We start from the raw sequence: 26,062 nt of genomic DNA on the forward strand, positions 1-26,062 counted from the left end.
TTTACCGGGGACGACGCTGGAGATCTGATCGAATGGGGGTTTCGATGGCGGATCGTTAACCTACCGAAGGGGACCTGCGACATCGTCCGCCATAATCTGCACAAACACCGTAAATCTTCCTGCAACATCAAGGAGTCTGCCGATGCGCAGCACTTCCATCGGGGCCGGTGCACTCGCAGTGATCGCCGCCTGTACGCTGACCGCCTGCGGCGGCGGGACTACCACTGCGTCGCCCAGCGCCCCGGCCGCCAAGCCGGAGAGCACGCTGGCGGCGCAGGTGCCCGACGCCATCAAGAGCGACGGCAAGCTGGTCATCGGGACTGACGCCTCATACCCGCCTAACGAGTCCGTCGATCCCGCGACCCAGAAGATCGTCGGGTGGGAGGTCGACCTCGGCAACGCCATCGCCGGCAAGCTGGGGCTGACGGCGGAGTTCCAGAACGCCGGGTTCGACACGATCATCCCGGGTATCGGCTCCGGCAAGTATGAAATGGGAATCTCCTCCTTCACCGACAACAAGGAGAGGGAGAAGGTCGTCGACTTCGTCACCTACTACACCGCCGGCACCTCGTGGGCCGCGCTGAAGGGCAACCCGAAGGGGGTCAACCCCGAGGACCCGTGCGGTAAGACCATCGGCGTCCAGCAGGGCACCGTCCAGGTTGACGACATCAACGCGCGCAGCAAGAAGTGTGAGGCCGCGGGCAAGCCCAAGGTCAACGTCGTGGTGCGCAAGCAGCAGACCGAGGTCAACGCCGACCTGGTGTCCGGCAAGACCGACGGCATGCTGGCCGACTCGCCGATCGTCGGTTACGCGGTCAAGCAGACCGGTGACAAGCTGGAGATCATCGGCCAGGCCTACGACACCGCGCCGTACGGCTTCGCCATCGGCAAGAACTCCGGCACGATGAAGGACGCCGTCCTCGGCGCTGTCAAGGCACTCATCGCCGACGGCACCTACAAGCAGATCCTGGACAAGTACGGCGTCGGCGATGGCGCCATCACGAACCCGGTGATCAACGGCGCGTCATGAGCGAGACTTCAACCGGCGGGCGACCCGAGGCCATCCGGGCCGTCCCCGTCCGACACCCGGGTCGCTGGGTCGCCGCGGCCGTCATCGTGGTGCTCTCCGCGATGCTGATCAACAATCTGATCACCAACCAGGCCTACAACTGGTCGGAGCAGTGGAAGTACTTCCTGTCTCCGCCCGTGCTCAACGGCGTGCGCAACACGATCTGGCTCACGCTGGTGGCGATGGTCGGCGGTGTGGGGTTCGGTATCGTCCTGGCGCTGATGCGCATGTCACCGAACCCGCTGATGCGCGGCGCGGCGTGGCTCTACCTGTGGATCTTCCGCGGTACCCCGCTCTACACGCAGCTGCTCATCTGGGGCAACATCGGCGCGCTGTTCCCGCAGCTGAGCCTGGGCATCCCGTTCGGCCCCGAGTTCGTCACGCTGCAGACCAACGCCCTCTACAGCGCGGCCATGGCCGCCGCCCTGGGCCTGGTGCTGAACGAGGCGGCCTACATGGCCGAGATCATCAGGGCCGGCATCCTGTCGGTCGATCCCGGCCAGCAGGAGGCCTCCAACGCGCTGGGCATGACCCGGATGCAGACCATGCGCCGGGTCGTGCTGCCGCAGGCGATGCGGGTCATCGTGCCTCCGACGGGCAACGAGGCCATCTCGATGCTCAAGAACACCTCGCTGGTCGCGGCCGTGCCGTACCTCGAGCTGACCTTCACCGCTCAGACGATCTACGCCTCGACCTACCAGGTCATCCCGATGCTGATCATGGTGTGCATCTGGTACCTGATCCTGTCGTCGGTGATGATGATCGGGCAGTTCTACCTGGAGCGCTACTACGCCAAGGGGTCCACGACGGCCCGGATGGGGTTGAAGGCGCGACTTGGAGGTGCGGCCTGATGGGCGACGTCATGGTCAAGGCCGAGCAGGTCTGCAAGAATTTCGGATCGCTCGAGGTGCTCAAGGGCATCGACCTGGTGGTGCGCAACGGCGAGGTCGTCTGCGTGATCGGCCCTTCGGGGTCGGGCAAGTCGACGTTCCTGCGCTGCGTGAACCACCTGGAGAAGATCAACGCCGGGCGGCTCTACGTGGACGGCCAGCTGATGGGCTACCACGAGCGCGGCGGCAAGCTGCACGAGATGCGCGAGAAGGACGTGGCCGCCCAGCGCAGGGACATCGGCATGGTGTTCCAGCGCTTCAACCTCTTCCCGCACATGACGGCGCTCGAGAACATCATCGAGGCGCCGATGCGGGTCAAGGGCGAGAACAAGGTCACGGCCACGCAGCGGGCCCGCGAGCTGCTGACGCAGGTCGGCCTGGGTGAGCGGTGCGACTCCTATCCCGCGCAGCTGTCGGGCGGCCAGCAGCAGCGCGTGGCCATCGCCAGGGCGCTGGCCATGCAGCCCAAGCTGATGCTGTTCGACGAGCCGACCTCGGCGCTGGACCCCGAGCTGGTCGGCGAGGTGCTGGGGGTCATGCGGCAGCTGGCCGAGCAGGGCATGACGATGATCGTGGTCACCCACGAGATGGGCTTCGCCCGCGAGGTGGCCGACCGCGTCGTGTTCATGGACGGCGGCGTGGTCGTCGAGGATGGCGTGCCCAGTCAGGTCATCGCCAATCCGAAGCACGAGCGGACCAGGACGTTCCTCAGGCGAGTACTGCACGCCGACGAGTAATGGACCTGTCCTCCTACGCCGAGTGGGCGGTGCGGCTGGTCAACGACGGGGAGCCGCCCGCCGAACTCGGTCAGGTGTTCACGCTGGCCGGGGAGGGGCGCGAGCAGGAGGCGATCGACCTGCTCAACGCGCTGCTCGTGCGGTATCCGGTGCGCCCGCAGCTGTCGGGGCACGACGGGCAGAGCTGGCACCTGCACCTGGCCGAGGAAACGGTGCCGTGCGCCGTGATGGGGCTGGCCGCGCTCGTCGCCGACCTGGGCGTGAGCAGGCTCGGGCGGTGCGCCGACGTCTCGTGCTCGCGGGCGTTCCTGGACACCTCGTCCAACCGCTCGCGCCGCTACTGCTCGGCCCGCTGTGCCAGCCGGGCCAACGTGGCCGCCTACCGGGCGCGCCGCAAGATCGGCCAGTAGCGCAGCACCACCCGTCCGACGATGTCGCGTACCGGGCCGAAGTCCCAGCTGTCGCGCCGGCCGGGGGCGCGCTGGTTGTCGCTTTCCAGCCACCAGCCGTCCTCGCCGTACCACTGCGCCCGCTTGACGATGAGCCGCGAAGGGTCGTCGGGCAGCCGGGCGACCACCAGGTCACCCGGGTGGACGGTGGCGCCACGCCGTACCAGGAGCCAGTCGCCGGGAAGCAGGACGGGCCGCATCGAGTCGCCTTCGACACGCACTCTCATGGGCTCTGACCCCCTCCGCCGCAGGCGTATGGACCCGAGTAAGGTCGGTAGTTGGACCAAGCTGATTCAGCATCAAGGAAGGACTTTCTGATGCTCGCACGACTGCTACGACCCAAGCATGTCGCTTCGGCGCACTGCGACCTGCCCTGCGGCGTCTACGACCCGGCGCAGGCCAGGATCGAGGCCGAATCGGTCAAGGCGATCATGGAGAAGTACGCAGCCAACGAGGACCCGGTCTTCCGCGCCCGCGCCCTCACCATCAAGGAGGAGCGGGCCGAGCTGGTCAAGCACCACCTCTGGGTGCTGTGGACCGACTACTTCAAGCCGCCGCACCTCGAGACCTACCCCCAGCTCCACCAGCTCTTCTGGGACGCCACGAAGCTCGCGGGCGCCGCTGGGGCCAAGGGTACGGTCGACGTCGACAAGGCCGACAACCTGCTCGGCAAGATCGACGAGATCTCCAAGATCTTCTGGGAGACCAAGGCCGCCTAAATCGGCTTATAAGGCTCTGTGTGGTCCACACCGCACAGAGCCTTTTCCGTCGATGGCGAGTCTGAATCCGCCAACCACTCCTCCGGGGCGGTAAGTTGCAGTCAGCGTCGTATACGCGAGGAGGAACGTGACCAAGGAAACCGAGACGCGTGCGGCGGACGAGGCCGGCATCCGCGACGTGGTCAGCATCAGGCTGCCCGCCGCGAGCGCTTACCTGTCCGTGCTGCGTACGGCTACCGCCGGGCTGGCCGCCAGGCTGGACTTCACTCTGGACGAGATCGAGGATCTGCGGATCGCGGTCGACGAGGCATGCGCCATGCTGCTCAGCGAGGCCGTGCCCGGCACCGACCTGACCGCCGAGTTCGAGCTCACCGGACAGGAGATGCAGGTCAGGGTGGAGGTCGCGACGGTCGGCAGCTCTGCGCCGAAACGCGATGACTTCGCCTGGATGGTGCTGACGGCCCTGGCCGACGATGTGGACGCGGTGACAGACTCCCCCGATCGCATGGCGATCGTCCTGCGTAAGCGCCGAGGCGCGGCGAGGCCGGCGTGACGGAAAGGACTGGAGCCATGGCCACCAGCGAACACGCCGTGCCCGACAGGGTGCGTGCTCGCATGCTCTTCGCCGAATTGGCCGAGCTGGGTCCCGAAGAGCCGCGCAGGCAGCGCATCAGGGACGAGCTGGTCGAGCTTCACCTTCCCCTGGTCGAATACCTGGCCCGCCGCTTCCGTAACCGCGGCGAGTGGCTGGACGACCTCACCCAGGTCGCCACCATCGGACTGATCAAGTCCATCGACCGCTTCGACCTCGCCCGCGGGGTGGAGTTCTCCACCTACGCCACGCCGACCATCGTCGGCGAGATCAAGCGGCATTTCCGCGACAAGGGCTGGGCGGTCCGGGTGCCGCGCCGCCTGCAGGAGCTCAAGCTCTCGCTGACCAAGGCGATCAGCGAGCTGTCGCAGCGCGAGGGCAGGGCCCCGACCGTCGCCGAGCTGGCCGCCTACCTGAAGATGACCGAGGAGGAGGTGCTCGAGGGACTGGAGTCGGCCAACGCCTACTCGACCGTGTCGCTCGACGCGCCCGACTCTGGCGACGACGACGCGCCCGCCGTGTCCGACTCGCTCGGCATCGTGGACGAGTCCCTCGAGGGCGTCGAATACCGGGAGTCACTCAAGCCGCTGCTGGAGCGGCTCCCACCGCGCGAGAAGCGCATCCTGCTGCTGCGGTTCTTCGGCAACATGACCCAGTCGCAGATCGCCACCGAGCTGGGCATCTCGCAGATGCACGTCTCGCGCCTGCTGGCCCGCACGCTCGCTCAGCTGCGCGAGGGTCTCACCGCTGAGGACTAGCGTCCTCACCGTAGAGCGCCTTCGTGGTGGGAGGCGCCAGGAGTGTGCCGAGCCCGATCAACGCGACCACGACCAGCGGGATCCCCAGCATCGGCTTGTCCGAGTCGAACAGGGTGATCGCGACGGGGATCGTGATGATCTGCGCAAGCACGCCCGGCGCCCGCCCCCACCGCTCCATCCGTAGCAGCCCGCCCAAAGCGACCCACAGCAACCCCGCGCCGAGCAGAATCCCGAATCCGGCCTCGGCCGCGGCCGGGGTGATGTCCTTCGCCGCGCCCATCAGCGTCTCGATCGCCACGTAAACACCGAGCCCGAGCGCGATGAACCCCTCCAGGGCCACGACAGCAGCAGCGACGATGACAGTAACCGGACGCACTCGAACAGCCTACTGCCCGGTATCGGAGCTTGTACGGCAAGGCCGCCCCACCGCCACCCGCCGCACTTCGGCTCGGCCCTGTCCGGGGAGACGCTCCTCCGGTGATGCGGGGTCCCCGCCGCTACGACCCTCGGTACCCGCTTCCCGGGGCCCCGCCGTACAGGGCGCCGACCTTCGCCGTCCCACACCCCGCCGACCCGGCGCCTGGAAACCCAGGTGCGTAGGACTCCCAGCGACCGGTTGTGTTCCCGGGGTCGGTAATGCGCCGGCGGGTTCGGATGGCTGGGCCGTACGGGTGGAAAAAGGGACGTTGTGGCGGGAAGCAGGACAACGATCAGCGGTTACGCTGGCGATATGCGTGCCATGCTGCTGGTCAACCCCAAGGCGACCACCACGAACTCCCGGCGGCGGGACGTGCTGATCCGGGCGCTGGGCGCGGCCGTGGACCTGACCGTGGAGGAGACCGCCTACCGCGGCCACGCGGCGGCGCTGGCGGGCACGGCCTGCGAGAAGGGCTACGACGTGGTCGCCATCCTGGGTGGCGACGGCACGATCAACGAGGCCGTGAACGGCCTGGTCGACGCCGTCGGCCCGGAGTCCAGGCCCGCGCTCATCGTGATCCCCGGCGGCAGTGCCAACGTGTTCGCCAGGGCGCTCGGGCTGCCCAACGACCCGGTGGAGGCGACCGGCGCGGTGCTTGAGGCGCTGCGGGAGGGCCGTCGGCGGAGCGTGGGTTTGGGACAGGCCATCTGGGAGGACCAGAGCCGGTACTTCACCTTCTGCTCGGGCCTGGGCTTCGACGCCGAGGTGATCAGGGCCGTGGAGGGCCTGCGGGGTGCGGGCCGCAAGGCGACCCCGGCACGGTATGTGAACACGGCACTGCGCCACTACATGGCCACCGACAAGCGACATCCCGCCATGACCCTCACGGGGCCCGGCATCCCCACCGAAGAGGGCATCTTCATGGGGATCATCTCCAACGTCTCGCCCTGGAGCTACGTCGGCACCCGTCCGGTCGCCCCGACGCCCTGGGCCAGCTTCGAGACGGGCCTCGACCTGCTCGGACTGAAGCGGATGGGGCTGGTATCGATGACCTCACTGATCCGGCAGGTGCTCACGGAGCGTGACACTCTTCCGGCCGGCCGGCACCTCGTCCAGCTGCACGACGAGCCCGAGTTCACCCTCACCGCGGACCGCCCGATGGCCTTTGAGCTCGACGGTGACTACCTCGGAGAACGGGAATCCGTAACATTCCGGTCTACACCGAACGCGTTACAAGTTCTGGTCTAGCCGGTTACATTCGGTCATTGTGTGACGCATCCGACATCCATATCCGCCAAAACTTCCCGCCAACCCCCTTGCGTGCACTCTCCGTGGCTGAAAGGCTCGTCACTGACGTCGGAACGTAGGACCTTTGACGAACTCTAAGGTCCTGATCGGCGTCACGGATGTACCCGGGTCCGAACCTCGATCCGGGTAAACGTTCGCGCGAGTTAGTGAAAGACTTCACAAAGTAGTAGCCGCACGGAGCCAACCAACGGCTCCATCTACTAAGGAGTGGACGCATGGACTGGCGCCACCGAGCTGCCTGCCGTGACGTGGACCCCGAGCTGTTCTTCCCGATCGGCAACACTGGCCCCGCTCTCATGCAGATCGAGGAGGCCAAGGCAGTCTGCCGGTCCTGCTCGGCCGTCGACGCCTGTCTCAAGTGGGCCCTGGAGTCCGGCCAGGACGCCGGCGTCTGGGGCGGCCTGAGCGAGGACGAGCGTCGCGCCCTCAAGCGCCGCAACGCCCGCCTCCGCGCCCGCGCCACCGCGTAGTTGTCCTCTCGAGCAAGACCTTTCTGCCGTACGGCAAGCCGCCCCACCGGCCGCCCGCCGTACTTCGGTTAAGGACCCGTCACCGGCGCTTCCGGCGAGTCGGGGACTCTTGCTCACCGTAACGATGCCCTGTGGGCGCCTGGCTGGTCGAGGCGGAACCCACGCACGACCGCGGATCTCACGAGTTGGGCAGTGGGATCGACAGTGTGACCTCGGTCCCTCCCCCGAGTCGCGGCTCGATGGAGAGTTTGCCCGACAGTTCGCCCTCGACGAGGGTACGCACGATCTGGAGACCCAGGCTGGTGGAGGTTTCCAGATCGAAGTCCTCCGGCAACCCCTTGCCGTCGTCCCACACCAGCACGTCAAGACGTTCCCCGCGCGAGACGACCACCTGCAGGCGGCCGGGATGGCCGTGCTGGAGCGCGTTCTGCAGCACCTCGGTCAGCGCCATCGCCAGCGGGGTGGCGATCAGCGAGGGCAGGATGCCGAACGCGCCGATGCGGCGCGGCGTGACGGCGACCTCGGCCGCTGACACCTCCCCCGCCATCGCGATGACCCGGTCGGCGATGTCGTCGAAGTCCACGAACTCCTCGGGCGCGTGAGAGAGCGTCTCGTGCACGATCGCGATCGAACCCACCCGGCGTACCGCCTCCTCCAGCGCCTCCCTGCCCTCGGGCACGCGCAGCCGGCGCGCCTGCAGGCGCAGCAGCGCGGCGACGGTCTGCAGGTTGTTCTTGACGCGGTGGTGGATCTCGCGGATCGTGGCGTCCTTGGTCATCAGCTCGCGCTCGCGGCGGCGCAGCTCGGTGACGTCGCGGATGAGCACGAGCGCGCCGATGCGGCCGCCCCCGACGATGAGCGGGATGGCGCGCAGTTGCACGATCGTGCCGCCGGACTCCACCTCGGTCTCCTTGGCGGCCCGGCCGCTGGCCACGATCATCAGGTCTTCGTTGATGGGCTCGTCGGAGTAGCACAGCTGCGCGGTGACGCGGCCCAGCTCGGCGCCGACCAGGTCGGCGTGCAGGCCCAGGCGCCGGTAGGCCGACAGCGCGTTGGGCGAGGCGTAGGTGACCCGGCCGGCGCGGTCCAGGCGCAGCAGCCCGTCGCCCACGCGCGGCGAGCGGACCAGGATCGGTTCCTCGCCGGAGAAGGGGAAGCGGCCCTCGGCCACCATCTGGGCCAGGTCGGATGCGCTCTGCAGGTAGGTCAGCTCCAGGCGCGAGGGGGTCCGCGCGGACGACAGGTTCGTCGAGCGCTGGATGACGCCGAGGAAGCGGCTCTCGCCGTCGGGCGTGTTGCGCCGCACCGGGATCGTCTCCTCGCGCACGGGCACGCCGGTGGACCAGTCGGGGTCGCCCTCGCGGCAGATGCGGCGCTCGTCCCAGGCGGTGTCGATCAGGTGGCGCTCGCCCTTGGCGGCGACGGTGCCGACGATGTCGTCGTGGTAGACCGTGGGCCCGGTGGTCGGGCGCATCTGCGCGATCGCGATCCAGCCGCCGCTGTGTTCATGGTCGCGACCGCTTCGGGGCTCGTTCTCTCCCCCCGAGCTCCTTCGCTCGACACCGATCAGCGGCGCCCACAGGATGAGGTCGGCGAAGGACAGGTCGGCCAGCAGCTGCCAGTCCGAGACGAGCGAGTGCAGCCAGTCGAGGTCCGCCGCATCGAGTGCGGTGTGGCGGACGACGAGGTCGGCGAGAGTGGGCACAGGTGCATCATGCGTGGTTTCGGCCCCGACATCCAAACCGGAAGAGTGGCCGGTGAATACGGACAGCCTGTAGTGCAGTCAATCGGCCGTTTTCGGGAATCTCACATTGTGAGAACCGTCACACTGTCCCGAACGCCCGGATCGCAGGCCGGGGCGGTGCTCGGCGCACCGGAGGTGATCGCCACGTTGATCGACACGGGCAGGGCGTCCGGCTCCGACACGCCTCTCTCACCGGGCCCGGTGGCCATCGCACTCCCTGCGCTGGATATCCTTCTCAGTCAGCCTGACCTGCCTGGACGCGCCCGCGTCCGCGCGGTCGGGTCGGCCGCGACGGCCCGCGGACCCGTCCCTGAGACGGGCCGCCCGGCGGGAGCGGTGGTGCCCGTGGTGTCCGCTCCCCAGGGAGCCGCACTTTCGGCCGCCGCGACCTGTGCGGATCGCGCGGCGCCGTGCGCGCCAGCGGGCCGCTCTTGCCTGCGGTTGACCGACCGGGCCAATCTGAGTTCCGATGATCCCGCGGTGATCAAAGTCGCCCTCACCGCCGTGGCAGAGAAGGTGAGAGCGTGAGTGACGAGGCCCCCCGGGTTCCCAAGTACTACGACGTCAAACGGAGCCTCCTGGAGCTCACCAAGAGCCTGACGCCGGGCACGGCGCTGCCGCCGGAGCGGACGCTCGCCGTACGGTTCGAGACCTCGCGCACGACGGTGCGGCAGGCGCTGACCGAGCTGGTGGTGGAGGGGCGGCTGCTGCGCATCCAGGGCAAGGGCACGTTCGTGGCCCAGCCCAAGGTGGCGCAGGTGCTGCAGCTGACCTCCTACATCGGCGACCTGCGCACGGCCGGCCTGGAGCCGGACACCAAGATCCTCGAGATCGGTTACATCACCGCCGACGAGGCCCTGGCGCGGCGCCTGGCCATCAACCCGGGCGGGCGCGTGCTGCGCATCCACCGCCTGCGCCTGGCCAACGGCGAACCCGTCTCGATCGACACCACGCACCTGTCCGCGCGGCGTTTCCCCAGGCTGCGGCGCGAGCTGGAGGTGCATTCCTCGCTGTACGAGACGCTGCACAACGCCTACAACGTGCGGCTGACGGACGCCGAGGAGATCATCGAGACCGTCCTGGCCACGCCGTACGACGCCAAGGCGCTGGGCGTGGACGTGGGGCTGCCGATGCTGCTGCTGACCCGGCATGCCTTCGACGCCGACGGCAACCCGGTCGAGTGGGCGCAGTCGCTGTACCGCGGCGACCGCTACAAGTTCGTCACGAGGCTGAGACGGCCATGAGCGTCCTGGTCGTCACCGGCACCGACGTGGGCGTCGGCAAGACCGTGGTCACCGCGGCGGTCGCGGCGCTGGCCGTCGGGCGGGGCGCGTCCGTGGCGGTGGTCAAGCCCGCCCAGACCGGCCTGGCGCCCGGCGAGCCGGGCGACCTGGACGAGGTGATCCGGCTGAGCGGGGTGACGACCACGTTCGAGCTGTCCCGCTTCCCCGACGCGCTGTCCCCCGCCGCGGCGGCCAGGGCCTCGGGGCTGGCGCCGCTGTCGATGGCCGGGGCGGCCGAGCGCATCGAGGAACTGGCCGAGTCGCACCGGCTGCTGCTGGTGGAGGGCACCGGCGGGCTGCTGGTCCGCTACGACGAGGAGGGCGCCACGATCGCCGACCTGGCGCGCCTGCTCGGCGCGCCGGTGCTGGTGGTGACCAGGGCGGATCGCGGCACGCTCAACCACACCGCGCTCACGCTGGAGGCGCTGGCGCACCGCGGCCTGGACCTGGCCGGGCTGGTCATCGGCAGCTGGCCGGCCTCGCCGGGACCCGCCGAGCGCTCCAACGTCGCCGACCTGGAGATGCTGGCCGCCAGGCCGCTGGCGGGCGCCCTGCCCGCCGGGGCCGCCGCCGCGGACGACTTCGCCGCGGTCGCCCGCGCCGGGCTGGGCGCCACGCTCGGCGGCGCGTTCAACCCGGCGAGCATCAGATCGGCCTAACAGGCCGCCTCGGGCAGGTCGCAGACCTTGACGGTCATGACCTCCGCCTGGGCCACCAGCTTCCTGAAGTGCTTGAGCGGCAGGCTCCTGCTCGGCCAGGCCGACTCGCCCGCGATGTAGAGCGCGGCCCCGCGGCGCACGGCCACGGCGCGCTCGCCGTTCTCGAAGAAGCGCCCGCCGGCACGCAGCCCGTCGTCGCCCACCTCCAGCGGCCGGGTGAAGTACCGGTAGCGCTGGTGTCCCTTGCCGACGTCCGCGCAGCGGCGCAGGTCGGCCCTGAGCCCCTTCATCGCGCGCTCCGCCGCCGCGACGTCCTTGTAGACGACGAGCTGCTCGTACTTCATCTCGTACTCGCCCGAGTAGAGCACCGCCCGCGTCTCCAGCCGCCCCGCGTCGGCCTTCCGCTTCCTGAAGCAGGGGTTGAGCTGCAGCGGCAGGCTCTTGGAGTCCGTCACCCTGTAGCTCTCCCACGACTGCGCGGGCGGGTGCGACTCCATCGTCAGGAACCCGTCCGGCAGTCCCCCGCCACCGAACGCCAGCACGCCCGCTAACACCACTTGCAACATCTCATCCTCCCCGTTTGCTGACTCGTTTATGAGATGTGCGTCGATGTCGTTTCGTTCGAGGGGACACGGAGCGATGATGCAGCCATGGCAAAGGCGATCGAACAACCAGTCTCCGGCATCACGGTCGGCCACGCGCTTCTGGCACGTGCCAACGGCGTGGCCCAGCCGGTCGACAAGGTCGTGCACGACGGTGACACGATCAACATCGCGGCCGACGGCAACTTCGGCGTGCGTTTCCTCGGCATCGACGCCCCAGAGGTCAGCTTCGAGCTGCCGCCCGACGTGGGATTCCCGAAAGGGTTCGTGGACATCACCAACCCGGCCTGGACCACGTTCCTGACCGACCCGTTCGCCCCGCAGTACCCGGAGCTGAAGCTCAGCAAGGAGCTCATGGAGAACCTGCTGCCCCGCCTGGGCCCGCAGACGGCCACCAACCACGCCACGCACGCCGCCCCGGCCACCCTGGCGCTCAAGACCATGATCCAGGGCGACATCACCGAGCAGGGCCACACCGACGAGACCTTCAAGATCCGGCTGGCGTTCGCGTACGAGATCCTCGACCGGTACGGCCGGCTGCTGTGCTACGTCAACCGCGAGCAGAAGCAGAAGCCGCGCCCGCGCTCCTACAACGAGCGCCTGCTCATCGGCGGCAACGTCACCCCGTACTTCATCTGGCCCAACGTCGACCCGTTCGTCAGGCACGAGGGCAAGCTCGCCGACGCGGTGCCGGTGGCGGGCAGCGGCCAGGAGATCGGCGCCGCCGGCGCGCTCGGGTTCGCCAGGGCGGCGGTGAAGGCGGCCCGCGAGGCCGGGCAGGGGCTGTGGGACCACGCCAACCCGCTCATGCTGTACCCCTTCGAGCTGCGCTACCTCGCCGGGCGCCGCGCCCCCGACCGCTTCGTGCTCGACCTGTCCAGCGACTCCACCGAGCTGCTGCACCCGCAGAGCTACTTCCGCATCCCGTACCCGGAGGACCGCCTGTTCATCAACTCCGAGCACGCGCCGCTGTTCGCCGCCAAGGGCTGGACGATCCCGCCCACGTGACGGGGTGGGGCTAGCCCCACCCCCAACGCGCACACCAAACCCATGTCGCGCCGCGGGCCACGGTCAATACCGTTGAGACATGACAGTCCCTCGGCCGTGGTCGGCGCGCGCCTGGCTGGACACGGCCCACGTGGTGACCGGGCTGCCGGTCGCCGCGGTGCTCGGTTTCCTGACGCTGGTGCTGACCGTGCTGCCTCCCGCGCAGCGCCGCGGCGTGCCCGCCTTCACCAGGGTGCAGCGCTCGCGCTTCGCCGCCTTCCTCGAGGCCGACATCCCGCCGCCCGTGGCGGCGACCAGGTGGCGGAGCGCGACGTTGTGGCGGCAGGTCGCCTACCACGTGGTGTTCTCGACGCTGGTCGCCGGGCTGGGCACGTTCGTGGTCGCCGTCGCCTGGGGCGGCGGGCTGATCGGGGTCACGGCGTTCGTCCAGCCTCGGTTGCAGCCGTGGCCGCTGCAGTTCATGTTCGACCTCAGGAGCCTGCCCGTCGTGCTGGCCTACACCGCGGTGGGGGTCGGGCTGCTGCTGCTCGCGCCGATCCTGGCGCGCGGCATGGCCATGGTCGACCTGGCGCTGGCCCGCGCGATGCTCGGCCCGAGCAGGCGCGAGCTTGACCGCAGGATCGAGCAACTGGCAGAGAGCCGCGAGGGAGTGATCAGCGCGGCCGACGCCGAGCGCCGCCGCATCGAGCGCGACCTGCACGACGGCGCCCAGCAGCGCCTGGTGTCGCTGGCGATGAACCTGGGCCTGGCCAGGGCCACGCTCACCGACCTGCCCGAGCCCGCCCGTCAGGCGATCGAGCAGGCCCACGAGGAGGCCAAGCAGGCGCTGAAGGAGCTGCGCGACTTCGTGCGCGGCCTGCACCCCGCCGTGCTCAACGACCAGGGCCTGGACGCGGCCCTGTCCGGCGTCGCGGCCCGCTCCCCCATCCCGGTACGGCTGCGCGTCGGCATCGAGCGGCGTACCTCCCCGACGATCGAGGCGGTGGCATTCTTCATCGTGTCCGAGGCACTCACCAACATCGCCAAGCACTCCGCGGCCAAGCGGGCCGAGGTGACCGTGACCCGCGCGGGCAACCGGCTGCACCTGCTCGTCTGGGACGACGGCTGCGGCGGCGCCCGGCTCGACGGCGGCACCGGGCTGCGCGGCCTGGCCCAGCGCATCGACTCCGTCGACGGGACGCTCCAGCTGTCCAGCCCGCTCGGCGGCCCGACCACGATCGAGGTGGAACTGCCGTGCGAGTAGTGCTCGCCGAGGATTCGGTCCTGCTGCGCGAGGGCCTGATCAGGCTGCTGGAGTCTGCCGGCATGGAGATGGTCGCGGCCGTGGCCGACGCCGAGGGCCTGCTGCGTGCCGCCGCGGAGCACCTACCCGACCTGGTCGTCACCGACGTCCGGATGCCGCCATCGCACACCGACGAGGGCCTGCGGGCCGCGCTCGTGCTGCGCAGGCAGCAGCCCGGCCTGGCCGTCCTGGTGCTGTCGCAGTACGTCGAGGAGCGCTATGCCGCGCAGTTGCTCGCCTCGGCCAGCGGCGGGGTGGGCTACCTGCTCAAGGACCGGGTGGCGGACGTGGCCGAGTTCATCGACGCGCTGCGCCGCGTGGCGGGCGGCGGCACCGCGCTGGACCCGGAGGTCGTCGCACAGCTACTGCTGCGCGGGCACAGCGGCCCGCTGGACCGCCTGACGCCGCGCGAGAGCGAGGTGCTCAAGCTGATGGCCGAGGGGCGCTCGAACGCCGGGATCGGGCAGGAACTGGTGCTCAGCGAGGGAGCCGTGGGCAAGCACATCGGCAACATCTTCACCAAGCTGGACCTGCCCCAGGCCGAGGGCGATCACCGCAGGGTGCTGGCCGTGCTGCAGTTCCTCAAGATCCGGAGCCTGCCATGAGACCGCTCTGGCTGGCCGCGGGCACGGTGTGCACGATCGTGGCGGTGCTCCTTGCGGCCGGCGGGGTCTGGCGCGGCTTCGCCAAGGCGGAGCTGCCCAGCGAGCGCGCGAGCAGATCCATCCCGTTCTCGGGAAAGCAGCTCAAGCTCGAGGTCGCGCAGGGCGTCGTGGACGTCGAGGTCGTCACGGGCGAAGCGGGTGTGGTCGATCTCTTCCGCACGCTGCGCTGGTCGAAGGACAAGCCCACCGTCAAGGAGGACTGGGACGGCCGCTCGCTGCGCCTGAGCGTCACCTGCCCGGGCGACGACCGGCCCAACAGGCCCGCCTGCATGGCGGAGTACCAGCTTTTCGTGCCCGACGAGACCGAGTTCGAGGCGACGACCACCAGCGGGACGCTCAACGTGGACGGCCTGCACGCCGACGTCCGCGTGACGTCGGTGTCCGGCAACGTCAGGGCGTCGGGGATCGCGGGCGACGTGTGGATCAGGAGCGCATCGGGGGACATCGACACCGGCATGCTGGCCGGCGACCGCGCGGACGTGGAAACCGGTTCGGGCGAGGTGAACGTAGATTTCGACAAGCCGCCCAGCCTCGTCAGGGCGGTGGCCAGGGTCTCAGGCAATGTCACCGTGCAGGTGCCCATGCAGCGCTACAGCGTGACGGTCCATGCCAAGCAGAGCGAGGTGAACGTGAGCAGGAACGACGTCGATTCCCAGCGGAAGCTCACGGCGACGGCGCCGCAGGGATGGGTCCGTATCTTCGCCAGATAAACGACAAGATCGTCTAGTCTGATTCGAGGCGAAAGGAGCCCCCATGGCCGAAGAACGCGCCATCGACACCTCCGTACCGCATTCGGCCAGAATCTGGAACTACTGGCTGGGCGGCAAGGACAACTACGAGGTCGACAGGATCGCCGGTGAGGAGTTCCTGAAGATCGCGCCCGGCATGCGCGAGGGCGCCCGCGCGTCGCGCGGATTCCTCACCCGGACCATCGCCTGGCTGACCGGCGAGGCCGGCATCAGGCAGTTCCTGGACGTCGGCACCGGCCTGCCCACGGCCGACAACACCCACGAGATCGCCCAGCGCATCGCCCCCGAGACGCGCGTGGTCTACGTCGACAACGACCCGCTGGTGCTCGCGCACGCCCGCGCCCTGCTGGCCGGCACCGACGAGGGCGCCACCGACTACATCGACGCCGACGTGAACGACCCCGAGACGATCCTCCAGGCCGCGGCCAAGACGCTGGACTTCGACAAGCCGATCGCGCTCAACCTGTCGGGGATCATGGGCCACGTCGTCGACTACGACGAGGCCCGGGCGATCGTGCGGCGGCTGCTCGACGCGCTGCCGTCCGGGAGCTACCTGGCGCTCAACGACGGCAGCAACGTGCTCAGCCAGGCCAACAGGGACGCCCACGACCAGTACAACGAGAGCGGCGCCCTGCCGTACATCCAGCGCAGCCCCGAGCAGATCGGCGGCTTCTTCGAAGGCCTGGAACTCGTGGAGCCAGGACTGGTCTCGGTGTCGCAGTGGCGGCCCGAGGGCGTCGGTACGCCGGCCCCGGTGGACGGATTCGGAGCTGTCGGTCGCAAGCCGTAGGTTGTAGGTTCCCGGCATGGAATCCGCGAAGCACGCAGGAGACGCGGCGGTCGCCGTGTCCAAGGCCTACGGCGTCGAGACCATGTTCACTCTGTCGGGAGGGCACGTCTTCCCGCTCTACGACGGCGCGGTGCACGAGGGGATGCGCATCCTCGACGTGCGCCACGAGCAGAGCGCCGTCTTCGCGGCGGAGGCCACGGCCAGGCTGGGCAGGAAACCGGGCCTGGCCGTGCTGACCGCCGGCCCCGGCATCACCAACGGGGTCAGCGGCGTGGCCACCGCCCACTTCAACGGCTCGCCGGTGGTGGTCATGGGCGGCCGCGCGCCCAAGTCGCGCTGGGGCAGCGGCGCGCTGCAGGAGCTCGACCACCCGCCGCTGCTCGAACCCATCACCAAGCTGTCGTTCACCGCCGACTCGATCGGCCAGGACGTCGAGTCCGCCTTCCGCACGGCCATCGCGCCCCACCGCGGCCCGGTGTTCGTCGACTTCTACATGGACGACCTGTTCGGCCCCGCCGCCGAGCACCAGGTGTCCACCCAGACGCCCTCACCGCTGGAGCCCGACCCCGACGACCTCGCGGCCGTCGCCCGGCTGCTGGCCGAGGCCGAGCGGCCGGTGCTGGTGTACGGGTCGGACGTGTGGATGGACCGCGCCGAGGAGGCGGCCCGCGACTTCGCCGAGACCTGGCGGCTGCCGGTCATCCCCAACGGCCAGGGCCGCGGCATCCTGCCCGCGGGCCACGAGCTGCTCGTCACCCGCGCCCGCGGCCAGGCCTTCGCCCAGGCCGACCTGGTCGTCGTGATCGGCACCCCGCTCGACTTCCGCCTGGGTTACGGGTGGTTCGGCGGCAAGGACGGCGCTCCCCTGGCGCGCGTCGTGCACATCGCCGACGCTCCCTCCCAGCTGGCCACGCACATGCAGCCCGCCGCCACCGCCGCCGGGGACCTGTCGGTGGTTTTCTGGAGCCTCAGTACGGCCTGCGGCGAGCGATCCGTGAACCCGGACAGGTACGCCCCGTGGGTGTCCAAACTCGCCGACACCGCCGCGGCCGCCATCGCCGGCGACGCCGACCTGCTGGCCGCCGAGTCCGACCCGATCCACCCCATGCGCATCTACGGCGAGCTGGGCCGGGTCCTCGACGAGGACGCCGTGGTCATCGGCGACGGCGGCGACTTCGTCTCCTACGCGGGCAAGTACGTCGAGCCGAAGCAGCCGGGCAACTGGCTCGACCCCGGCCCCTACGGCTGCCTGGGCACCGGCCTCGGCTACGCCATCGCCGCCCGCCTGGCCAGGCCCTCCTCCCAGGTGGTGCTCCTGCTGGGCGACGGCGCCGCCGGCTTCTCGCTGATGGACGTCGACACCCTGGTACGGCACCGCCTCCCGGTCGTCATGATCTGCGGCAACAACGGGATCTGGGGCCTGGAGAAGCACCCGATGCAGCTGCTCTACGGCTACGACGTGGCCGCGGAGCTGCAGCCGCAGTGCCGCTACGACCAGGTCGTGACCGCGCTCGGCGGCGGGGGCGAGCTGGTGACCAAGCCGTCGGAGATCGGTCCCGCGCTGCGGCGCGCCTTCGACAGCGGCGTGCCGTACATGGTGAACATCGCGACGGACCCGCAGGTCGCCTACCCCCGCAACACCACGGGGGTCTAGGGCTTCAGCGTGTTGGTGACGGTGTTGGTGGGCGTCGGGGTCGGGCAGGTGTCGGCCCTGATGGCCACCACGGTGACCGTCTTGCCCTCCTCAAGCATGGAGCCGCCGTCGGGGAACGTCTGACCGACGATCTTGCAGCGGTCGGGCACGCCCGGACCCGCCTGGTTGTCCACGCGCAGGGTGAAGCCCGCGTCCAGAATCGCCTGCCTGGCCTCCAGGAACGGCAGGTTGACCACCTTCGGGACCATCTTCTTCTGCAGGGTCTTGGACGGCGTGGGCGACGGCGACTTCGTCGGCGACTTGGTGGGAGTCGGGCTGGAGGTGGGGGTCTTCTTCGTGATCGTCGGCTTGGCGGTGGGGGTGATCCGCTGCTGCGGCGGCTTGGTGGTCGGCGGGCGCGTCCTGGTCCTGGTGCGCGACGGGCTGTCGATCGGCGAGGGGATGGTGGCGGAGTTGGCCGCGTCGCTGGTCGACATCGTGGGCTGCGGGGTGCCCTTGCTGGTCATGCCGGTCAGCGCGACGGCGCCCGCGCCCACGCCGAGCACGACCGCGGCGGCGATGCCCGCCACCAGGCCGCCCCTGCGGCTGGACCTGGCGGCGGCCCGTCGGCCCACCCTGGACCTGGACTCCGTGGGCGGCCCCTCAGGAGCGGTCTGGTGCGCGCCGGTCTGGTAGGCCTCGACCGGGGGCGCCATCGTGGCGCCCGTGGTCAACGGCTCGAAGGCGGGCATCTCGCCGGCGGCGATCTGCTTGGCGGTCTCGCTCATTGCCCGCGCGGTCGGGAAGCGCCTGGCGGGGTCCTTGGACAGGGCCTTCTCGACCAGGGCGCGCACCGGCGCGGGGATGTCGGCGGGCAGCGGTGGGGGCGCCTCCCTGATGTGCTTCAGCGCGATCGTGACGGCGCTGTCGCCGTCGAAAGGGCGCTGGCCGACCAGGCACTCGTAGGCGACCACGCCGAGCGCGTAGATGTCCACGGCGGGCGTGACGGGCGCGCCCTCGGCCTGCTCGGGCGCGCAGTAGGCGGCGGTGCCCAGCACCATGCCGGCGTCGGTGAGCCGGTTGGCCAGGTCGGAGCGGGCGATGCCGAAGTCGGTGAGCACCAGCGTGCCATCGCGCTGGACCAGCAGGTTGCCTGGCTTGACGTCGCGGTGCACGATGCCCTGGTCGTGGACGGCCTGCAGGGCGGAGGCCGCCTGCGCGATCAGCTCCATCGCGGGCTGCGGCGCGATCCTGCCCAGGCGCGCGAGCAGCCGGTCGAGCGGCTCGCCGTCCACGAACTTCATCACCAGGTAGACGGTGTCGCCGCTGATCCCGTAGTCGTAGACGTCGACGACGCCCGCGTGGTTGATCGTGGCCATGGCGCGGGCCTCGGCCTGGAAGCGCGCGACGAAGCCGGGGTCGTCCATGCGTCCGGGGAGCAGCACTTTGATGGCGACGGTGCGGGCCAGCACGATGTCCTCGCCGCGCCACACCTCGCCCATGCCACCGGCGCCGATGCGGGTGTCCAGGCGATACCGCCCCGCCAGCGTCGTCCCTTGGGCCGTCATGATTCCCCCGCTACCCCTCTTACCTCTCCCACCCCAGGGTTCTCCAACAAAGCGCACGCGTGTCGCAGTCTGATAACGCGCGGGTCACGGAAGCCTGACTCACGCGCCCCTCACGCCTCTCAAACGCCACAAGCGGTACAAACCCTATCCTGCGGGTTCCTGACGTGCCTTGTCCGCGTTTCCCGGAGATCGGCCACCCGGCCACTAGGCTGGCCGTATGACGCTCGCCCCCGGTCTCAACGCCAAGCTGCTCATCATGGTCGAGCGTGAGGATACCGCCCAGAAGATCGGCAGCGGCGACGTCCCCGTCCTGGCCACGCCGCGGCTGCTCGCGCTGGCCGAGATGACCACCGTCCAGGCGCTGCGTCCGCACCTGGAGCCCGGCACGACCTCGGTCGGCACACGGGTGCAGCTCGAGCACCTGGCGCCCAGCCCGCTCGGCACGCACGTCGAGATCACCACCGAGCTGATCGAGGTGGACGGGCGGCGGCTGGTCTTCGCCTTCCAGGCGCGCGACCGCAACCAGGTCGTCGGCCGGGGGACGATCGAGCGCGTGCTGGTCGACCGCGAGCGGTTCCTGGAGCGGGCTACTGGATGACGGCGATCAGGTCGCCTTCCTGGATCACGTCGCCCTCGGCCACCTTGAGCTGCGCCACCACGCCGTCGTCCTCGGTGAGGACGGGGATCTCCATCTTCATCGACTCCAGGATGACCAGCGTGTCGCCGTCGGACACGGTGTCGCCCTCCTTGACGACGACCTTCCAGACGCTGGCCACCATCTCCGCGCGCACCTCGACCACCTGGGCTCCCCTCTTGCGATTGAGCTAACGATGTCACGTGCGCCGCGCGCGCATGACACCTGTCCGGTCGTACGGCACAGCCGCCCCACCGGCCGCCCGCCGCACTTCGGCCGGCGGCCCGCGAGCGGCGCTTCCGGCGAGTCGGTGATCGTCGCTCGCCGCCACGACTCCGCTCTTGACCAGGCAGGTGGTTTCCCGGTGTGGCCTGCCGTACGGGAGGTCAGAGCTTGTGGGAGAGAGCCAGGCGGTCGACCACCCGCGCCATGGAGCTGATGACGGAGGGGTCGTACTCCGTGCCGGAGCCCAGGCGCAGGCGCTCCAGGGCCGCGCCGGCGCGGTCGCGGTCGGTGGAGCCGCCGACCAGGTCGTCGTAGCCGTTGGCGGCCTTGATGATGCGGCTGGACAGCGGCGGGTCCTCGGCGATGCAGTCGGTCTGGCGGCGCACCACGTCCGCGACCCTGTCGAGGACGCCGGTCTGCTTGATGACCTCCGCGCCCAGCTCGGCGATGCGGCGGGCCTGCTCGGGGTCGGTCAGCACGGTGGCGCCGCCCGGGATGGGGTCGCGCAGCGACAGCTGGCCGATGTCGTGCATGAGCGCCGCGTACTCCAGCTCGAGCAGCTCGGGCTCGGACATGCCCAGCTCGCGCCCGACCGCCACCGCCAGGCGGCTGACGCGGCGCGAGTGGCCAGGCTCGACGTAGCCACCGACCTCGGTGACCCGCGACAGGGCGCGCACCGTCTGCAGGTAGGTGGCGCGGATCCCGGCGTACTTGCGGAAGGCGACCTGCGTGACCAGCAGCGGCGCGGCGAACACGAGCAGCGCGACCAGGTCCATGCTGTGCGTGGCGAGCGCGAGCAGCACGCCCGAGGCCGCCACCGCGGCGCCCAGCGGGAAGGCCATGTTGAGCTCGTCGCGGATGGCCACCCTGAAGGCCGTGCGGACCTGTTCCGCCCGCAGTAACGCGGCGATGAACACGTCGACGAACAGCGTGACCGTGATGAGCGCCACCATGACGCCGAGCGCGGGCCACCAGGTGGGCTCTGGCCCTTGGGTGAGGCGGTAGAGGGGGCCGGCGAGCGGCCGGAAGGCGAAGGCAAGCAGCGCGCCGGTGAGCAGGCGGCGGGCCATGGCGTCCAGCCGGGGCGGCCGGCCGACCGCCAGGTGCGGCAGCGCTCCGGCGATCATGCCGACGGCGATGACGGCCACGACCTGCAGGGCGGAGTGGTCGAGCTGGTTCTGGCTGAGGTCGAGCAGCAGCGTGTAGCCGAGCGCGGCGGCGGCACCGATGGGCGCGACCTCGCGGTTGCCCGGCATGGTGAGCCTGGCCAGCTCGCCCACCGCGATGAGCGCGCCGAACCCGACGGCGATCTCGGGGTGGTCGAGCCCGACGGCGGCGGTGTGCGCGACACCGGCCACGGCGACCAGCCCGGCGCCGCAGATGAGCAGCAACTGCCCGGAATCGAGACCTTGGAAGCTCACGGACCGCTCACCACTTCGATGGGCATGGTGGGGTCGTCGTGGTCCTTGGTGGTGGTCTGGGTGGCCTCGGCGGGCGGCGGTTCGACCGGGCGGGGCGGCTGCCACGGGCTGCGTTCGAGCGCCCTGACGAAGGCGTTGACCATCTCGGGGTCGAACTGGCTGCCCGCGCCCTTGTGCAGCTCGCCCACGGCCACCTCGACCGGGCGGGCGCCGCGGTAGGAGCGGTCGGAGGTCATCGAGTCGAAGGCGTCGGCCACCGCGATGATCCTGGCGAACTCCGGGATCTCGTCGCCCGCCAGCCCCATCGGGTAGCCCTTGCCGTCGTGGCGCTCGTGGTGGTGCATGATCCCGGCGAAGGCCTCGTCGAGGAAGTCGATGCCGCGCACGATCTCCAGCCCGCGCATCGGGTGCAGTTGGATGGCGGCGAACTCCTCCTCGGTCAGCGGTCCCTCCTTCTGCAGCACCTTGGTGGGCACGCCGAGCTTGCCCACGTCGTGCAGCATCCCGGCGTAGCGGATGGCGCGCAGCCGTTCCAGGCCCATGCCGATCTCCTGTGCGATCATGCCGGAGGCCAGCGAGACGCGCCTGCAGTGGCCGCGGGTGTAGTAGTCCTTGGTCTCCACGGCCTGGGCCAGCGCGGCGATCGTGGCGTCGTAGGACTTCTGCTGCGCGTGGTACTGCCCGAGCGCCCAGCGCGCCACGAACAGCGGCAGCAACACCAGCACCGCGGAGATCGACTGCACGGTCGCCCAGAGCCCGGCCACCAGCAGCCCGAACGTGCCGTAGCCCAGGTAGGACAGCAGGAACTGGGCCATGCCGCGCAGCGGCACCTCCATCGCCCGCACCCGGGTGGCCAGCCAGATCATGGTGAGCGTGAGCAGGATGTTCAGCGGGACGAACACCGCCGTGGCGACGGCATAGGGCCCGATGAGGTCGTCGAAGGCGTTGACCTTGGGGACGCCGGAGACCCCGCCGAGCCACTGGTAGACCCACCCGGCCGCGTAGCCGCAGATGGCGAACTGGGCCCCGTTGAAGAGCCGTTTGATGAGCGGCAGCCCGGGGCGCACGCTGAGCACCGCCGTCAGGCCCACCAGCGCGGCGCCCTCGGGTCCGATGAGCACGACGGCCGCGAGCGCGGCCGAGAAGCTCACCGACACGGCGAACTGCTCCACGTTGAGCAGCGTCGGCATCGACTCGCACACCAGGAACAGCAGCGCGAGCACCAGCAGCACGCCCAGGTTCTCCGACGACACCAGCCCGTCGGTGAGCACGCTGTGCCCGATGAACGCGGCCGCCGCGGCAATGACGGCGACCAGGTAGACCTTCGCAGGCCACGGCAGATCACGCATTGCGGCCCCCTACGGGTTGGTCAGGTCCAGGACACCCCGGGGGGCAGCGCGGCAGTGCCGCCGCCGACGAGCAGCACCACCGGAGCGATGACCACGAACGCCGTGATCAGCCTGGCGGCCATCACTTTCAACATCCACTCGCCTCCACGTCTGACGACTGTGGTTCACGCTACAGAAGTCGACGTGTCCAGAAGGGCGGACTCGGGAATCGCAAGCAAAGCGTAATCAAGCCACTACCTGCGGCGACCTTCTATTTCCTGCCCCGCGCCCACTCGACCGTGGCCCGCAGGCCGGTCGACAGGTCGGTGCGCGGCTGCCAGCCCAGCCCGTCGTAGGCGGGCACCGGGTCGACGGCCATCGCGGGCAGGTCGCCGAGGCGGGGCGGCGCGAAGCCCGGCTTGTCCGGCGCCTCGGCGGCGTCGGCGATCAGCGCGTGCAGCCTGCGGTCGGCGGTCTGGATGCCGGTGCCCAGGTTGAAGCGCATGCCGTTGCCCGTCTGGCCCGAGGCCCTGACGAAGCCGTCGACCACGTCGTCGACGTAGACGTAGTCGCGGGTCTGGGTGCCGTCGCCGTAGAGCACGGTCGGCGTGCCGGCAAGCAGCGCGTCGGTGAAGATGGCCACCACCCCCGCCTCGCCCTCGGGCGACTGGCGCGGGCCGTAGACGTTCGACAGCACCAGCGTGGTGTACTCCAGCCCGTACAGCGCCCGGAAGGTCGCCAGATACATCTCGCCGCTGAGCTTGGAGGCCGCGTACGGCGAGCGGGGGTCGGTGGGGGCGTCGCCCGACACCGGGATGGTGGCGGGCCTGCCGTACACCGCGACGGAGGAGGCGAAGACGACCTTGCGCGTGCTGCCCTCGCGGGCGGCGGTCAGCACCGAGGCGGTGCCCTCCACGTTGATCCTGGCGTCGTGCACCGGGTCCATGACGCTCTTGCGGACGCTGACCTGGGCCGCCAGGTGGACGATCACCTCGGGCTGCAGCTCGGCGGCGAGCCCGATCAGCGCGGGATCGCGGATGTCCAGCTCGTGCAGCCGGAACATCTCGTGCTCGGCGGCTTGGATGAGGTTGTCCCTGCTGCCTGTGGACAGGTCGTCGACCGCGACGACCTCGTGCCCCTCGAGCAGCAACCGATCGACGAGGTTCGAACCGATGAAGCCGGCACCCCCGGTGACGAGCACGCGCATGGGGGAATCCTAGTCCGAGAGCTCCGACCTCACTTGAGCGATGCGGGCCAGCACCTTGGAACGCAGGTCACCGGGGACCGGGTCGCAGCCGCAGTGTTTGGCGACCAGCTGCTTGATCGCCTTGTCCAGGTCGTACTCCTCCAGGCACGGGCTGCACTCGTCGAGGTGGACGCGGATGGCCACGATGTCGGCCTCGCCGAGCTCCCCGTCGAGATAGGAGTAGACCCTGTCGAGTACGTCACGACAGTCGGTGTCGTGCGGGTTTCCACAGCTCATTTCGATCCCTCCGCCGGGACCAGGCCACGCTCGCGAGCATAGTCCTCAAGGTGCGCACGCAACTGCCTGCGGCCGCGATGCAGCCTCGACATCACGGTACCGATCGGAGTGCCCATGATGTCGGCGATCTCCTTGTACGGGAAGCCCTCCACGTCGGCCAGGTAGACCGCGATCCTGAACTCCTCGGGAAGCGCGGCGAGCGCCTCCTTGATGTCGCCGTCGGGCAGGTGCTCGAGCGCCTCGACCTCGGCGGACTTCAGCCCGCTCGACTGGTGGGACTCGGCCCTGGCAAGCTGCCAGTCCTCGATCTCCTCGGTGCCGGACTGCTTGGGCTCACGCTGCTTCTTGCGGTAGCTGTTGATGAACGTGTTCGTCAGGATGCGGTAGAGCCAAGCCTTGAGGTTCGTACCTTCCTGGAACTGATGGAACGACGCGAACGCCTTGGCGAAGGTCTCCTGGAGCAGGTCCTCCGCGTCCGCGGGGTTCCGGGTCATCCGGAGCGCGGCCGAGTAGAGCTGCTCGAGGTAGGGCATCGCTTCACGCTCGAACCGCTCACTGCGCTGCTCCAGAGTCTCCGCGCCTGTCGCGGGCACCGGACCCACCCCCCTATGATCACCGGTGGCCGGCTGTGGCGGTACACCGTACTCAGGGGAGAATACCCGCTCGTCAGCGTCCGGCAGGTCACCGGGGAGGGGCTTCAGCAATGTGAGCATGCTCGTCGCAACACACCCGCACTCTCGTCTGTTCCCGCAAGATAGAGGTGACGAACGACCCGGTGCGGGGAAGACCATACGTACCGGCTGGTAGCCATTTCCCGGAACCCAGGAGTCGCGTGTGCTGCCCATTCCGGCCGAGGAACTGAACGGTTCGGGGACTCTCGGGCCGTACTGGACCTTCTACCGCGCAGTCGTCGCCGAGCAGTTGAGTCAGTGGCTCCCCGACAGTCCTTCCGTCATCCTCGATCTCTCCGGCGGCCGCGGCCGATGGGCAGGCCAGGCCGCCAGGGCCGGGCACCAGGTGCTGGAGGTCCTCGACTTCCGCCGGACACTCGACGTGCACGCCCGATTGCGCGACGCCGACCGCGTCCGCCAGGTGCGCGCCGACGACCTGGCCTTCCTTCCTGACGAGTGCGTCGACGCGGTGGTCGCCGAGGAACGGGCGATGTCCATCGAGCTGATGGCCGAGTCCGCGATGAGCGACGTGGCCCGGGTGCTGCGGCCCGGCGGGCGGGCGCTGGTGTGCGTCGACTCGCTGGTGCTCGGCATGGCGATCCTGGCCGAGCAGGGGCAGTGGCAGCACCTGACGCAGACGGGCGAGGTCATGCTGGTGCCCTGGCCCGACGGCAGCATCACGCGCTGCTTCAGCAGCGGGCAGCTGCGCGAGCTGCTGATGGGCGCGGGGCTGGAGGTGGAGTGGATGCGGCCGCGCACGGTGCTGTCGCCCTCGACCGTCGACCACATCCTGGCCGGCGACGCCAGGGCGCTGGCCTACCTGGTGCGGACCGAGCTGGAGGCGCAGCCCGAAGACAACGACACGGTCGGCATCCACCTACTGGCCAGCGCGCGCAAGACCTGACCT

Annotated in this window: 30 protein-coding genes; 19 read left to right on the top strand and 11 right to left on the bottom strand. The window is 69.8% G+C overall.

Annotated features, from left to right (window positions below):
- Nucleotides 1-142 precede the first annotated feature (142 nt).
- Genes KIK09_RS34330 through KIK09_RS34345 form a run of 4 tightly spaced genes read left to right on the top strand, consistent with a single transcriptional unit; the run spans nucleotide 143 to nucleotide 3,106 of the window.
- Entirely contained in the window at nucleotides 143-1,030 is an 888-nt protein-coding gene (locus KIK09_RS34330; RefSeq protein ID WP_214323544.1) for an ABC transporter substrate-binding protein, read from the top strand.
- The gene (locus KIK09_RS34335) at nucleotides 1,027-1,920 is read left to right on the top strand and encodes an amino acid ABC transporter permease (RefSeq protein ID WP_214323545.1); all 894 of its coding nucleotides are present in this window, start codon (nucleotides 1,027-1,029) and stop codon (nucleotides 1,918-1,920) included. The genes KIK09_RS34330 and KIK09_RS34335 overlap by 4 nt, the downstream gene beginning before the upstream one ends.
- Complete coding sequence (locus tag KIK09_RS34340; RefSeq protein ID WP_275956350.1) at nucleotides 1,920-2,696, top strand: amino acid ABC transporter ATP-binding protein; 777 nt, start codon at nucleotides 1,920-1,922, stop codon at nucleotides 2,694-2,696. The genes KIK09_RS34335 and KIK09_RS34340 overlap by 1 nt, the downstream gene beginning before the upstream one ends.
- Complete coding sequence (locus tag KIK09_RS34345) at nucleotides 2,696-3,106, top strand: CGNR zinc finger domain-containing protein (RefSeq protein ID WP_214323546.1); 411 nt, start codon at nucleotides 2,696-2,698, stop codon at nucleotides 3,104-3,106. Before KIK09_RS34340 ends, KIK09_RS34345 begins: the two co-directional genes overlap by 1 nt.
- Here the strand turns inward: KIK09_RS34345 and KIK09_RS34350 are convergent.
- Nucleotides 3,076-3,372 carry a S24 family peptidase gene (locus KIK09_RS34350; protein WP_214323547.1) on the bottom strand — a complete coding sequence of 99 codons (297 nt, stop codon included), beginning with the start codon at nucleotides 3,370-3,372 and terminating at the stop codon, nucleotides 3,076-3,078. The two genes, KIK09_RS34345 and KIK09_RS34350, sit on opposite strands and share 31 nt — an antisense overlap.
- Nucleotides 3,373-3,462: 90 nt before the next feature.
- Between KIK09_RS34350 and sodN the strand changes: the two genes are divergently transcribed.
- The 3 genes from sodN (at nucleotide 3,463) to KIK09_RS34365 (ending at nucleotide 5,214) form a co-directional block, all read left to right on the top strand.
- Nucleotides 3,463-3,864 carry a superoxide dismutase, Ni gene (sodN, locus tag KIK09_RS34355; protein ID WP_214323548.1) on the top strand — a complete coding sequence of 134 codons (402 nt, stop codon included), beginning with the start codon at nucleotides 3,463-3,465 and terminating at the stop codon, nucleotides 3,862-3,864.
- A 127-nt stretch (nucleotides 3,865-3,991) separates the two neighbouring features.
- A complete protein-coding gene (locus tag KIK09_RS34360) occupies nucleotides 3,992-4,417 on the top strand; it encodes an ATP-binding protein (protein WP_214323549.1) in 426 nt (141 codons plus the stop codon).
- A 17-nt stretch (nucleotides 4,418-4,434) separates the two neighbouring features.
- On the top strand, nucleotides 4,435-5,214 hold the full coding sequence (locus KIK09_RS34365; RefSeq protein WP_181019767.1) for an RNA polymerase sigma factor SigF: 780 nt from the start codon (nucleotides 4,435-4,437) through the stop codon (nucleotides 5,212-5,214).
- On the opposite strand, the gene KIK09_RS34370 is transcribed toward KIK09_RS34365, so the two are convergent.
- Nucleotides 5,198-5,590: a hypothetical protein gene (locus tag KIK09_RS34370; protein WP_214323550.1), complete on the bottom strand. Its 393-nt coding sequence runs from the start codon at nucleotides 5,588-5,590 to the stop codon at nucleotides 5,198-5,200. The genes KIK09_RS34365 and KIK09_RS34370 overlap by 17 nt on opposite strands.
- A gap of 354 nt (nucleotides 5,591-5,944) precedes the next feature.
- Between KIK09_RS34370 and KIK09_RS34375 the strand changes: the two genes are divergently transcribed.
- Nucleotides 5,945-6,880: a diacylglycerol/lipid kinase family protein gene (locus KIK09_RS34375; RefSeq protein WP_214323551.1), complete on the top strand. Its 936-nt coding sequence runs from the start codon at nucleotides 5,945-5,947 to the stop codon at nucleotides 6,878-6,880.
- A 275-nt stretch (nucleotides 6,881-7,155) separates the two neighbouring features.
- The gene (locus tag KIK09_RS34380) at nucleotides 7,156-7,410 is read left to right on the top strand and encodes a WhiB family transcriptional regulator (protein ID WP_214323552.1); all 255 of its coding nucleotides are present in this window, start codon (nucleotides 7,156-7,158) and stop codon (nucleotides 7,408-7,410) included.
- A 178-nt stretch (nucleotides 7,411-7,588) separates the two neighbouring features.
- On the opposite strand, the gene KIK09_RS34385 is transcribed toward KIK09_RS34380, so the two are convergent.
- Nucleotides 7,589-9,115, bottom strand: coding sequence for a GAF domain-containing sensor histidine kinase (locus KIK09_RS34385; RefSeq protein WP_214323553.1), 1,527 nt, complete (start codon nucleotides 9,113-9,115; stop codon nucleotides 7,589-7,591).
- 563 nt (nucleotides 9,116-9,678) lie between these two features.
- Here KIK09_RS34385 and KIK09_RS34390 point away from each other — a divergent pair.
- Together KIK09_RS34390 and bioD are read left to right on the top strand one after the other, a co-directional pair.
- Nucleotides 9,679-10,398 (top strand): GntR family transcriptional regulator, encoded by a 720-nt coding sequence (locus KIK09_RS34390; protein ID WP_214323554.1) that lies wholly within the window; start codon nucleotides 9,679-9,681, stop codon nucleotides 10,396-10,398.
- A complete protein-coding gene (gene bioD / locus KIK09_RS34395) occupies nucleotides 10,395-11,096 on the top strand; it encodes a dethiobiotin synthase (protein WP_214323555.1) in 702 nt (233 codons plus the stop codon). Before KIK09_RS34390 ends, bioD begins: the two co-directional genes overlap by 4 nt.
- Here bioD and KIK09_RS34400 read toward each other — a convergent pair.
- Complete coding sequence (locus KIK09_RS34400) at nucleotides 11,093-11,662, bottom strand: hypothetical protein (protein WP_214323556.1); 570 nt, start codon at nucleotides 11,660-11,662, stop codon at nucleotides 11,093-11,095. The two genes, bioD and KIK09_RS34400, sit on opposite strands and share 4 nt — an antisense overlap.
- An 84-nt stretch (nucleotides 11,663-11,746) precedes the next feature.
- Between KIK09_RS34400 and KIK09_RS34405 the strand changes: the two genes are divergently transcribed.
- The 6 genes from KIK09_RS34405 to KIK09_RS34430 all read left to right on the top strand — a co-directional run bounded on the left by KIK09_RS34405 (nucleotide 11,747) and on the right by KIK09_RS34430 (nucleotide 17,846).
- Nucleotides 11,747-12,706 carry a thermonuclease family protein gene (locus tag KIK09_RS34405; RefSeq protein WP_214323557.1) on the top strand — a complete coding sequence of 320 codons (960 nt, stop codon included), beginning with the start codon at nucleotides 11,747-11,749 and terminating at the stop codon, nucleotides 12,704-12,706.
- Between the two features lie 79 nt (nucleotides 12,707-12,785).
- Entirely contained in the window at nucleotides 12,786-13,949 is a 1,164-nt protein-coding gene (locus KIK09_RS34410) for a sensor histidine kinase (RefSeq protein ID WP_214323558.1), read from the top strand.
- Entirely contained in the window at nucleotides 13,940-14,593 is a 654-nt protein-coding gene (locus KIK09_RS34415) for a response regulator transcription factor (RefSeq protein ID WP_214323559.1), read from the top strand. Before KIK09_RS34410 ends, KIK09_RS34415 begins: the two co-directional genes overlap by 10 nt.
- On the top strand, nucleotides 14,590-15,363 hold the full coding sequence (locus tag KIK09_RS34420) for a DUF4097 family beta strand repeat-containing protein (RefSeq protein ID WP_214323560.1): 774 nt from the start codon (nucleotides 14,590-14,592) through the stop codon (nucleotides 15,361-15,363). Before KIK09_RS34415 ends, KIK09_RS34420 begins: the two co-directional genes overlap by 4 nt.
- Nucleotides 15,364-15,406: 43 nt before the next feature.
- A complete protein-coding gene (locus KIK09_RS34425) occupies nucleotides 15,407-16,192 on the top strand; it encodes an SAM-dependent methyltransferase (RefSeq protein WP_214323561.1) in 786 nt (261 codons plus the stop codon).
- Between the two features lie 16 nt (nucleotides 16,193-16,208).
- Nucleotides 16,209-17,846, top strand: coding sequence for an acetolactate synthase (locus KIK09_RS34430; protein WP_214323562.1), 1,638 nt, complete (start codon nucleotides 16,209-16,211; stop codon nucleotides 17,844-17,846).
- On the opposite strand, the gene KIK09_RS34435 is transcribed toward KIK09_RS34430, so the two are convergent.
- Nucleotides 17,843-19,393 carry a serine/threonine-protein kinase gene (locus KIK09_RS34435; RefSeq protein ID WP_214323563.1) on the bottom strand — a complete coding sequence of 517 codons (1,551 nt, stop codon included), beginning with the start codon at nucleotides 19,391-19,393 and terminating at the stop codon, nucleotides 17,843-17,845. The genes KIK09_RS34430 and KIK09_RS34435 overlap by 4 nt on opposite strands.
- A gap of 217 nt (nucleotides 19,394-19,610) precedes the next feature.
- On the opposite strand from KIK09_RS34435, the gene KIK09_RS34440 reads away from it, so the two are divergent.
- Nucleotides 19,611-19,991, top strand: coding sequence for a thioesterase family protein (locus KIK09_RS34440; protein ID WP_250574148.1), 381 nt, complete (start codon nucleotides 19,611-19,613; stop codon nucleotides 19,989-19,991).
- Here the strand turns inward: KIK09_RS34440 and KIK09_RS34445 are convergent.
- The 6 genes from KIK09_RS34445 to KIK09_RS34470 all read right to left on the bottom strand — a co-directional run bounded on the left by KIK09_RS34445 (nucleotide 19,981) and on the right by KIK09_RS34470 (nucleotide 25,086).
- Nucleotides 19,981-20,193, bottom strand: a complete 213-nt coding sequence (locus KIK09_RS34445; RefSeq protein WP_214323564.1) for a biotin/lipoyl-binding carrier protein — start codon at nucleotides 20,191-20,193, stop codon at nucleotides 19,981-19,983. The genes KIK09_RS34440 and KIK09_RS34445 overlap by 11 nt on opposite strands.
- Before the next feature lie 220 nt (nucleotides 20,194-20,413).
- Nucleotides 20,414-21,673: an HD-GYP domain-containing protein gene (locus tag KIK09_RS34450; protein WP_214323565.1), complete on the bottom strand. Its 1,260-nt coding sequence runs from the start codon at nucleotides 21,671-21,673 to the stop codon at nucleotides 20,414-20,416.
- The gene (locus tag KIK09_RS34455; RefSeq protein WP_214323566.1) at nucleotides 21,670-23,022 is read right to left on the bottom strand and encodes an HD-GYP domain-containing protein; all 1,353 of its coding nucleotides are present in this window, start codon (nucleotides 23,020-23,022) and stop codon (nucleotides 21,670-21,672) included. The genes KIK09_RS34450 and KIK09_RS34455 overlap by 4 nt, the downstream gene beginning before the upstream one ends.
- Before the next feature lie 250 nt (nucleotides 23,023-23,272).
- Nucleotides 23,273-24,208 carry an NAD-dependent epimerase/dehydratase family protein gene (locus KIK09_RS34460; protein WP_214323567.1) on the bottom strand — a complete coding sequence of 312 codons (936 nt, stop codon included), beginning with the start codon at nucleotides 24,206-24,208 and terminating at the stop codon, nucleotides 23,273-23,275.
- 9 nt (nucleotides 24,209-24,217) lie between these two features.
- Nucleotides 24,218-24,484 (bottom strand): mycothiol system anti-sigma-R factor, encoded by a 267-nt coding sequence (gene rsrA, locus KIK09_RS34465; protein WP_214323568.1) that lies wholly within the window; start codon nucleotides 24,482-24,484, stop codon nucleotides 24,218-24,220.
- Complete coding sequence (locus tag KIK09_RS34470; RefSeq protein WP_214323569.1) at nucleotides 24,481-25,086, bottom strand: sigma-70 family RNA polymerase sigma factor; 606 nt, start codon at nucleotides 25,084-25,086, stop codon at nucleotides 24,481-24,483. Before KIK09_RS34470 ends, rsrA begins: the two co-directional genes overlap by 4 nt.
- A 232-nt stretch (nucleotides 25,087-25,318) precedes the next feature.
- On the opposite strand from KIK09_RS34470, the gene KIK09_RS34475 reads away from it, so the two are divergent.
- Nucleotides 25,319-26,059, top strand: a complete 741-nt coding sequence (locus tag KIK09_RS34475) for a class I SAM-dependent methyltransferase (RefSeq protein ID WP_214323570.1) — start codon at nucleotides 25,319-25,321, stop codon at nucleotides 26,057-26,059.
- Nucleotides 26,060-26,062 lie beyond the last annotated feature (3 nt).

This window comes from Nonomuraea sediminis (genome assembly GCF_018531495.1).
Classification (GTDB): Bacteria; Actinomycetota; Actinomycetes; order Streptosporangiales; family Streptosporangiaceae; genus Nonomuraea; species Nonomuraea sediminis.